Annotated in this window: 1 protein-coding gene; it reads left to right on the top strand. The window is 68.3% G+C overall.

Going from position 1 to position 1,307, the window contains the following annotated elements:
- Window positions 1-250: 250 nt before the first annotated feature.
- The gene (locus ACFWMR_RS42535) at window positions 251-1,192 is read left to right on the top strand and encodes a serine protein kinase RIO (RefSeq protein ID WP_378382489.1); all 942 of its coding nucleotides are present in this window, start codon (window positions 251-253) and stop codon (window positions 1,190-1,192) included.
- The last annotated feature ends 115 nt before the right edge of the window (window positions 1,193-1,307 follow it).

The raw sequence follows: 1,307 nt of genomic DNA, 5'->3' as shown, positions 1-1,307 counted from the left end.
GCGCAAGGAAGGGGGCCTTCATGTACTTGCAGACGAGTAAGCGTCCCGGAATTAATTCGGTTGCGCGCGCCTGAGGGTGTCCGAGATGATCGTGCGCGATCCGGCAGGGAGCCGGTGGATGCGACAGGGAGGTGCCTCGTGCTGATGACTGTCCGGGGCGTTGTCCGCCCCCATCCACTCGCCCCTCGCGGCTGAGCGCGGAGCCACGACGCTCGCCCGGTGGGGCACCCCTGACTAGGAGAACCCACCAGTGCGCAAGCACGATCTCGAAGAGTCTTACGAACAACGTCCTCGCCGTATCCGTCGTCCTCGTTTCGACGACGAGCCCGAACCCACCCGCGGCGGACGGCTCACCGAAGCCGAAAAGGTCCGGCTCGCACGGTTGCGTGAGGACGCCTACACCGAAACCGCCATCCCCGACGGCGCCGACCGCTGGAGCACCTGGGGAGACGCCGAGCACGGGCCGCAGCCCCGGCCGGACTGGGTGATCACCGAGCTGGCGGCGGTGGACACCGAACTCGGCATCCTCAAGACCGGCAAGGAGGCGGACGTCCACCTCGTCCGGCGCAATCTGCCCGGCACCGAGGGCATCGTGCTGGCCGCCAAGCGGTACCGCAGTGGCGAGCACCGCTTGTTCCATCGTGACGCCGGCTACCTCGAAGGCAGGCGGATGCGGCGTTCGCGGGAGATGCGGGCCATGGAGTCGCGCAGCAGCTTCGGCCGCAACCTCATCGCCGAACAGTGGGCGGTGGCCGAATTCGGCGCGCTGAGCAGGCTCTGGACGGTCGGCGCCCCGGTGCCGTACCCGGTGCAGCGCGACGGAACCGAAATCCTGCTGGAATTCCTCGGCGACGGCGAGACGGCGGCGCCGCGGCTCGCGCAGGTCCGGCCGGAGCCGGAACAGTTGCGGGAGCTGTGGTTCCAGACCTCGGCGATGCTGGAACTGCTGGCGTCGCAGGGGCTCGCGCACGGCGACCTCTCGGCGTACAACCTGCTCGTCCACCGCGAGCGGATCATGGTGATCGACCTGCCCCAGGTGGTCGACATCGTCGCCAATCCGGGCGGGCTCGAGTTCCTCGCGCGGGACGTGCGGAACATCGCCGCGTGGTTCCACTCGCGGGGACTGCCGGAGCGGCTGACGTCGGTCACCGAGCTGATCGAGGAACTGCAAGAGATCGCCGGGCTGCGCTGACCGTCCACAGTGTCATGAAGGGGTCTTTCCTGACGTGATCCGTCAGGAAAGACCCCTTCATGACACGCCGGGAGAACCCTCGGTGGAGACCCTGCCCACAATCGGGCCCGCGAGG

The organism is Amycolatopsis thailandensis (genome assembly GCF_042723255.1).
Classification (GTDB): domain Bacteria; phylum Actinomycetota; class Actinomycetes; order Mycobacteriales; family Pseudonocardiaceae; genus Amycolatopsis; species Amycolatopsis thailandensis.
The sequence above is the reverse complement of the archived record's forward strand: the minus strand, read 5'-3'. Positions and strand labels throughout refer to the sequence as shown.